This is a genomic window from Poseidonocella sp. HB161398, from assembly GCF_005870025.1.
In the GTDB taxonomy this organism is placed as follows: domain Bacteria; phylum Pseudomonadota; class Alphaproteobacteria; order Rhodobacterales; family Rhodobacteraceae; genus Mangrovicoccus.
The window spans coordinates 1-7,672 of sequence record NZ_VATA01000136.1 but is presented as its reverse complement, the minus strand read 5'-3'; the positions used below and the strand labels follow the sequence as shown (position 1 = coordinate 7,672).

At 70.6% G+C, this 7,672-nt stretch carries 6 protein-coding genes and 4 tRNA genes; 3 read left to right on the top strand and 7 right to left on the bottom strand.

All coding sequences use genetic code 11. From position 1 onward, the window contains the following. The 3 genes from FGX59_RS38385 to FGX59_RS35455 form a co-directional block, all read left to right on the top strand. The coding region (locus FGX59_RS38385) for a hypothetical protein (RefSeq protein ID WP_206078534.1) at positions 1-219 on the top strand (219 nt) is incomplete at its 5' end. Between the two features lie 217 nt (positions 220-436). After that, entirely contained in the window at positions 437-2,626 is a 2,190-nt protein-coding gene (gene selD / locus FGX59_RS35460) for a selenide, water dikinase SelD (protein ID WP_138473281.1), read from the top strand. A gap of 79 nt (positions 2,627-2,705) precedes the next feature. Further along, the gene (locus tag FGX59_RS35455) at positions 2,706-3,743 is read left to right on the top strand and encodes a M42 family metallopeptidase (protein WP_138473280.1); all 1,038 of its coding nucleotides are present in this window, start codon (positions 2,706-2,708) and stop codon (positions 3,741-3,743) included. A gap of 92 nt (positions 3,744-3,835) precedes the next feature. Here the strand turns inward: FGX59_RS35455 and FGX59_RS35450 are convergent. The 7 genes from FGX59_RS35450 to FGX59_RS35420 all read right to left on the bottom strand — a co-directional run bounded on the left by FGX59_RS35450 (position 3,836) and on the right by FGX59_RS35420 (position 7,578). After that, positions 3,836-3,912: transfer RNA gene (locus FGX59_RS35450), tRNA-Asp, on the bottom strand. Between the two features lie 177 nt (positions 3,913-4,089). Continuing rightward, positions 4,090-4,166 (bottom strand) — tRNA-Asp (locus tag FGX59_RS35445). Positions 4,167-4,184: 18 nt separating this feature from the next. Then, complete coding sequence (fucP, locus tag FGX59_RS35440; protein WP_138473279.1) at positions 4,185-5,534, bottom strand: L-fucose:H+ symporter permease; 1,350 nt, start codon at positions 5,532-5,534, stop codon at positions 4,185-4,187. A gap of 157 nt (positions 5,535-5,691) precedes the next feature. After that, positions 5,692-5,768, bottom strand: a tRNA-Asp gene (locus FGX59_RS35435). 99 nt (positions 5,769-5,867) lie between these two features. Further along, positions 5,868-6,590 (bottom strand): hypothetical protein, encoded by a 723-nt coding sequence (locus FGX59_RS35430; protein ID WP_138473278.1) that lies wholly within the window; start codon positions 6,588-6,590, stop codon positions 5,868-5,870. Positions 6,591-6,718: 128 nt separating this feature from the next. After that, positions 6,719-6,793: transfer RNA gene (locus tag FGX59_RS35425), tRNA-Val, on the bottom strand. 446 nt (positions 6,794-7,239) lie between these two features. Further along, positions 7,240-7,578, bottom strand: a complete 339-nt coding sequence (locus tag FGX59_RS35420) for a VPLPA-CTERM sorting domain-containing protein (RefSeq protein WP_138473276.1) — start codon at positions 7,576-7,578, stop codon at positions 7,240-7,242. Positions 7,579-7,672 lie beyond the last annotated feature (94 nt).

Below are 7,672 nucleotides of genomic sequence, written 5' to 3'. Positions count from 1 at the left end.
CACATGCTGCGCCACCGTCGCGGGAACAAGCGCAACACGCCGCTCCCCGGGCGATACCTCAACCAAAAATCCAAGTCTCAATGCACGTCTCCCCGCATTTCCATCCTGCCCGGCGGCGCCGCCGGAGCCTGGGTTTCCTTGTTCCTGCCCGAGGGGGCGGCTGTCCAGCGCCTTGGCGCCGGATGGCACTGGCACGGGCGGTCGCGCGCCCGCGCCTGAGCATCTCCTGCAGGCGGCCTGCAGCCGCGCTGCCTGCCTTGCCCTCAGTTCAAACACGCAGGATTGGCTAGTTGCCTTTACGTTGAACGGCCATCCCGAAAGCCGTTCCGCGACAAAAATACACAACACCGGCAACCTGGCACACGGGCCCGTTACGCGGCTTCCGGCAGCGGCGCCCCCGCGCTAGAGCGGGGGCGGAGCAATGACGGAGGCGCAGATGCAGCCCGCCCTACCCCTGGTGCGCGACCTAGTCCTGGTCGGCGGCGGCCATAGCCATGCGCTGGTGCTGCGCCGCTGGGGCATGATGCCGGTGCCGGGCGTCCGGCTGACGCTGATCAATCCCGGGCCGGTCGCGGCCTATTCGGGCATGCTGCCGGGCCATGTCGCCGGGCACTACCCGCAGGACGCGCTGGAGATCGACCTCGTGCGGCTGGCGCGCTTTGCCGGCGCGCGGCTGATCGACGGGCCCGCCGTGGCGATCGACCCGGCGGCGCGGCTGGTCACCGTGCCGGGGCGCGCGCCGATCGGCTATGACCTGGCCTCGATCGATATCGGCATCACCACGCGCATGCCGGATCTGCCGGGCTTCGCCGAACACGCCCTGCCCGCCAAGCCCCTGGCGCGCTTCGCGGAAGGCTGGCGCGGCTTTGCCGCTGCCGCCGCGACCGGAGAGCGTCCGGCCAGCGTCGCGGTGATCGGCGGCGGCGTGGCCGGGGCGGAGCTGGCGCTGACCATGCATCACCGGCTGGCCGGGCTCGGCGCGGCGCCCGGGCTGGCGCTGATCGACCGCGGCGAGGTGCTCTCGGGGGTCACGCCGCGGGCGCGCGCGCGGCTCCTGGCGGAACTGGCGGCGCGCGGCATCGCGATCCACGAAGCGGCCGCCATTGCCGAAGTCACCGCCGAAGGGCCGCGCCTGGCCGATGGCCGGCTGATTGGGGCCGGGCTGACCGTGGGCGCGGCCGGGGCGACCCCCGCCCCCTGGCTGGCGGGAAGCGGGCTGGCGCTCCAGGACGGCTTCATCGCCGTCGGCGCGGATCTGCGCAGCACCAGCCATCCGGAGGTCTTCGCCTCGGGGGACTGCGCGCATCTGACCGCCTCGCCGCGGCCCAAGGCCGGGGTCTTCGCCGTGCGCGCCGCCAAGATCCTCGACCGCAATCTGCGCGCGGTGCTGGCCGAGCGGCCCCTGCGCCCCTTCCGCCCGCAGCGCAGCTACCTGAAGCTGATCTCGCTCGGGCCCGAATCGGCGCTGGGGCAGAAGGGCCCGCTGGTCTTCTCCGGGCCGCTGATGTGGCGCTGGAAGGACCGGATCGACCGCCGCTTCATGGAGAAGTTCCACGACCTGCCCGCAATGGCGCCGCCTGCCCTGCCCCGGGACGCGATCCCGGCGCTGCGCCGCGCGCTGCCCTCGGACAAGCCGATGTGCGGCGGCTGCGGCGCCAAGGTCGGCCCCGCCGCGCTCGGCCGCGCGCTGGCCGGGATGGCGCCGCCCGAGGCCGCCGAGCTGGAGAACCGTCCCGGCGACGACGCGGCGATCCTGAGAAGCGGCGCGCGCTGGCAGGTGATCAGCACCGACCATCTGCGCGCCGTGACCGAGGACTGGGAGCTGATGACGCGGATCGCTCTGAACCATGCGATGGGCGATGTCTGGGCGATGGGCGCGGCACCGCAGGTGGCGCTGGCGCAGGTGGTGATCCCGCGGATGACGGCCCAGCTGCAGGAGCGGACGCTGGGCGAGATCACCGCCGCGGCGGGCGCGCTCTGCGCCCGGATCGGCGCGGCGCTGGCCGGGGGCCATACCACGATGGGCGCCGAGACGACGATCGGCTTCACCGTCACCGGGCTGTCGCAGCGCCCGCCGGTCTCGAAGGCCGGGGCGCGGCCGGGCGACGTGCTGGTGCTGACCCGGCCGCTGGGCAGCGGCACGATCCTGGCCGCCGAGATGCAGATGCAGGCGAAGGGCGCCTGGGTGGCCGCGCTCTTGCGCCAGATGGCCGAGCCGCAGACGGCCGCCGCCGCCGCGCTGGCCGGGCGGGCGCATGCGATGACCGACGTGACGGGCTTCGGGCTGGCGGGGCACGCGCTGGAGATGGCCACGGCCTCGGGCGTGGCGATCGAGCTGGTGCTGAGGGACATCCCGCTCTACGAGGGCGCGCTCGCGCTCTGCAAGGCGGGGATCCGGTCGACCATCTTCGAGGACAACCGCGCCGCCGCGGACTGGCAGATGACCGGCAAGACCGGCAAGGCGCGGGCGCAGCTCTTGCACGATCCGCAGACTTGCGGCGGGCTTCTGGCCGCGCTGCCGCCGATGGCGGCGATGGAGGCGGTGGCCGAGATCGCCGCCGCGGGCGGCACGGCGCATGTCATCGGCCATGTCACCAAGGGCGCGCCGGGGCTGCATCTGGGCTGACCATCTGCCGCGCGGGAAGGCTGTGGCTTTCCCGCGGGCGCGCCTAGATATTGGGGAGGACAGAAGAACGGAGTCCCCGATGCCCCTCGATCTCGACCTCTTGAAACGGCTTTGCGAAACCCCCGGCGTCCCGGGCAGCGAGGAGCGCGTGCGCGACCTGATCCGCGCCGAGATCCTGCCGCTCTGCGACGAGGTGAAGGTGGACGCGATGGGCTCGCTGCTGTGCCGCAAGACCGGCCAGGGCGAAGCGCCGCTGAAGGTCATGCTGCTGTGCCACATGGACGAGATCGGCTTTCTCGTCAGCCACGTCACCGACGAGGGCTGGGTCCATGTCCTGCCGGTCGGCGGCTTCGATCCCCGCACGCTCTTTGCGCGGCGGGTGATGGTCTGCACCGATGCGGGCGATTTCAAGGGGGTGATGAACCCGGCCGGCAAGGGGCTGCACATCTCCTCGCCCGAAGAGCGCAAGAAAGTGCCGGAGGTGCACGAGTTCTATGTCGATCTCGGCCTCGGCAAGGCGGCGAAGGACATCGTCAAGGTCGGCGACATGGTGGTGATGGACGAGCCCTTCCTGGAGATGGGCGAGAAGGTCGTGTCGAAGGCGCTCGACAACCGCATCGCCTGCTATCTCGGGATCCAGGCGCTGAAGAGCCTGGCCGGCAAGGCGCCGGGGGCGGAGATCCATGTCGCCTTCACCTGCCAGGAAGAGGTCGGGCTGCGCGGCGCGCGCACGGCCGCGCATGCGATCGGGCCGGATATCGGCATCGGCGTGGACACGACGCTTTCCTGCGACACGCCGGGCGTGGGCGAGACCGACCGGGTGACCACGCAGGGCGGCGGGTTCGGGCTGCATCTGCGCGATTCCTCCTTCATCGCCGACAAGGCGCTGGCCGCGGAGATCGCCGCGCTGGCCGACTCGAAGGGCATCCCCTTCCAGCGCACCATGCTGCGCGCGGGCGGCCAGGACGGCGCGGCGGCCCAGCAGGCGGCGGCGGGCGCGCGCGCAGTCGGGATCGTGGTCGGCACGCGCTATATCCACACGGTCTGCGAGATGATCCACAAGAGCGACCTGGAAGCGGCCGAGAACATCCTCGCGGCCTATCTGGGCGGGCTCTGAGCCCCCTCACCCCGGCCCTCTCCCCCGCGGGGAGAGGGAGAAACGCGAAAACCCGGCCGCGAGGCCGGGTTTTTCATGTCCCCGAAGGGAAGTGGCGCGGTTGACGGGGCTCGAACCCGCGACCCCCGGCGTGACAGGCCGGTACTCTAACCAACTGAGCTACAACCGCGTTGTCCGGCGCGTATAGCCATGGCCGCGGACGGGGGCAAGCGCTTTCCGCAGGGCTTGCCGCAAGGGAGGGTGCGGCTTTCGGAGACGAAGTTGTGGTGGCGCCGGAAACGCAAAGACCCGGCCGCGAGGGCCGGGTTTTGCATAATCTGGCCCTTTCGGGACAGCCACTGAAAAGTGGCGCGGTTGACGGGGCTCGAACCCGCGACCCCCGGCGTGACAGGCCGGTACTCTAACCAACTGAGCTACAACCGCGTTGTCCGGCGCGTATAGCTATCGCCGCCGCGGGGGGCAAGAGCTTTCCGTGCCGGAGCGCGAAGAATTTTCCCGGTGCCGCGCCGCGCGCAGGTCGAAGAGCCCGTAGCCCGCCACCAGCGCGAAGCAGATCCCCGGCACGGCGAAGCCCGCCACGGGGCCGGCCGCGTCCGAGACCGCGCCGAAGGCCATCGGCATCAGCGCGCCGCCGAGAATCGCCATCACCAGCCCGGCGGAGCCGAATTTCGCGTCCTCGCCCAGCCCCTCGAGCGCGATGCCGTAGATTGTCGGGAACATCAGCGAGAGCGCCGCCGAGCAGAGCACCACCGCGGCGATCCCGGTCCAGCCCGGCAGGAGCACCGCCACCACGCAGAGCCCGGCCCCGCAGAGCGCCATCGCCGCCAGCAGCTTGGCCGGGCGCGCCCGGCCCATCGCCCAGGTCATGGCGAAGCGCGAGACGAGGAAGATGCCCAGGCTCGCCTGCAGGACCCAGCCGGCCTCCGCCTCGGTGCCGCCCACCGCCGCGATCACATAGGGGATGGTGAAGGTCCAGACGCAGGTCTGGGCGCCGACATTGAAGAACTGCGCCGCCACGCCGAAGACATAGTGCCGGTTCGCCGCCAGCCGCCGGAAGGTCAGCCCGGCATGGAGCTCGTGGTCGCGCGCCGCCGGGCTTTCGCCGGCGGCGGGCATCGGGCAGAGCGCGACGACGATCCAGATCAGCGCCAGCACCGCCGCGAAGCCGACATAGGGCAGCATCACCGCCTGCAGCTCGGCCGACTGCACCGCCATGAGCGCCTCCTGCCCCATCCGGGCGCGGTCCTCGGCCGTGGCCGGGTCGAGATGCGGCAGGATCAGCGCCGCCGAGAGGAAGACGCCGATATTGGTGCCTACCGGGTTGAAGGCCTGCGCCAGGTTCAGCCGCCGCGTCGCGGTCTCCTCGGGGCCGAGGGCGATGACGAAGGGATTGGCGGAGGTCTCGAGAATCGACAGCCCTCCGGCCAGCAGGAAGAGCGCCGCCAGGAAGGTGCCGTAGGTCATGGCCAGGCTCGCCGGGTAGAACATCACCGCGCCGAGAATCGCGCAGCCGAGCCCGGTCAGCAGCCCGGTCTTGTAGGAGAAGCGCCGGGTGATGAAGGCCGCCGGCAGCGCCAGGCAGAAATACGCGCCGTAATAGGCGAATTGCACCAGCGAAGCCTGCAGCGTGCTCATCGAGAAGATGCGCGAGAAGACCTGCACCAGCGGGTCGGTCATGTTCGCCGCCACGCCCCAGGCGGCGAAGCAGGTGACGACCAGGAGGAAGGGCAGCCCGTGGCGGCCTGCGCGCTCTATCCTGCCTTCCGTGACGATTGCCGAATCCGACGCCATGCGGCCCTCCCTCTGAATTAATCAACTTTGTAGACTAATAACGGGGGCGGCGGCAACTGCGCGAAAAGCACGCGGCAGAACGCCAGCGGCCCGGACCTTGCAAGAGGCCGGGCTGGAACGGATATTTCGGATTTTCGAGGGGGGAAAGCCACCGAAGTGGCGCGGTTGACGGGGCTCGAACCCGCGACCCCCGGCGTGACAGGCCGGTACTCTAACCAACTGAGCTACAACCGCGTGAGGCGGGTGATTAGTGCCCGTTGCAGGAGAGGTCAAGCAGGTTTTCGCAACTTTTCTGCCCTGCCCCGGCATGGAGCCCTCCGGGCTCCGGCAGCCTCAGCCCCGGGTGCTGCCGCGGCGCCGCAGCAGCGCGGCGGCGGCCAGCGCCCCGCCAAGGAGCGGCAGCCCGGCCGGGAGCGGCACGGTCGCGGAGCCATCGGACCAGGCATAGCTGTCGGCAATGATGGTGGAGCCGCCGATGCCGTAGGCCACGCCGCCATGGACATCGTCATTGCCGATCGACAGCATGCCGATGGCGACCCCGCCGGTGTCGATCCCGACGAAGGATGCCGCGCCGTCCGGCACCCAGCGGACCTGGCCGATCAGGCCCCCGGCCATGTCCCAGGCCGTGATGTACTGCGTCCCGTTCGTGCTGAACACCAGGCCGAATTGCGTCACCGTCTGCGAGAAGGTGAGCACGCCGCCATGGAAGAGGTAGTTGCCGCCCACCGTGCCGCCGCCGCCGATCGGCGCGGGGAAGTAGCCGGGATACGCGACGACGCTGGGCAGGACCGCCGTGCCCAGGGCCGTGACCCCGGCCAGGATGGAACCGAGCGGACCGCTATGGAAGGTCGCGCCCGATGCGGCATAGGCATCCGCGGCGATCACCGTGTTGGCTGTCAGCGTGTCGAAACTGGCCGTGCCGAGCGCGGCGCCCATCTGGCTGCCATGGGTCAGGGCGGTGACGGCGCCGACGGAGGTGATGGTCGAGGCACCGGCAGAACCGGCAAGGACCAGGGCAGCGGCCAGGGCCGACAGGAGTCTTCCTGCAAACGTCATATTCCAAATCTCCAGTGGCCCAAGCGGGCGGAATAGCAGGAAGATGGGCGCGCTTGGCCTAAAGCGTGGTTAATGGCGCCCGGCCCTGGCGCGCGCGGCGGAATTTCCCTGGACGGCAGGCAGGAGAATGGTGGGACGAGAGGGATTCGAACCCCCGACCAACACGGTGTAAGCGTGCCGCTCTACCACTGAGCTATCGTCCCGCGCCGCAGCGGACAGGCGGCGCGCGCGCCCCGGTCCATGCAGGCTTTCCGGGCGGAGTGCTGCTGTCTTCTCTGCCCGGCCGGTCTTCCGGCCGAGATCGAGGGAGCCGCGCTCCGCTGCAGGCAGTGGATTAGCGAATGGCCCCGCACGATGCAAGCGGGCGCGCGCGGGTGCCGGCCCCGGCCCGCGCTTTCGCTGCATCGGAGCCCGCCGCACGGGCCGCCGCGCAGCCCGCCGGCGATCCGGCCGGAACCGGCTCCGCGGCACTGATGCGCCGGCGCCGGGCGCACAGCCGCCTTCCGGAAGGCGGCATGTCCGGACGTTGTCATCGAATAGGTGCCCGGCGAAGGCCAGGCGCCCGAACCATGGCGGCCATGTGCGTGACACGCCAGATGCCCCGCCGCCGGCATCGCCGGATCTCTGGCAGGCGCGGCGGAGGAGACGGTCAGCCCAGCCCGGCCATGCGCTTGCGGCGCGCGACCAGCAGCCCGAGAAGCCCGGCCCCGAACATCGGCAGGGAGGCCGGAAGCGGCACCGCGGAGGTCTCGGAGAAGTTCGACGGCAGCAGATTGTAGGTATCGCTGGAGCCGTCCGGCAGGGTGACAGAAGCGAAGCCGCCTAGCAGGCAGAAGCCCTGCCCCGCGATGCAGATGTTCGACTCCGGCAGCCCGACCACGGCGATATCGAAGCTGCTGCCATCCACGGCGAAGGTCGCGGGATCGACGTCCTGATTCCCGGAGATGTGGTAGCCGCCCAGCGTCGTGTCCACGTCGAAGGAGATCATCCCTAGTCACCTGAATCTAAAGTCCCTGACATACGGTCTTTTGGCAGAAGCGCTTCACTGAGGCGAGAATTTCGTCTGCGGACTTGTGCCAGCG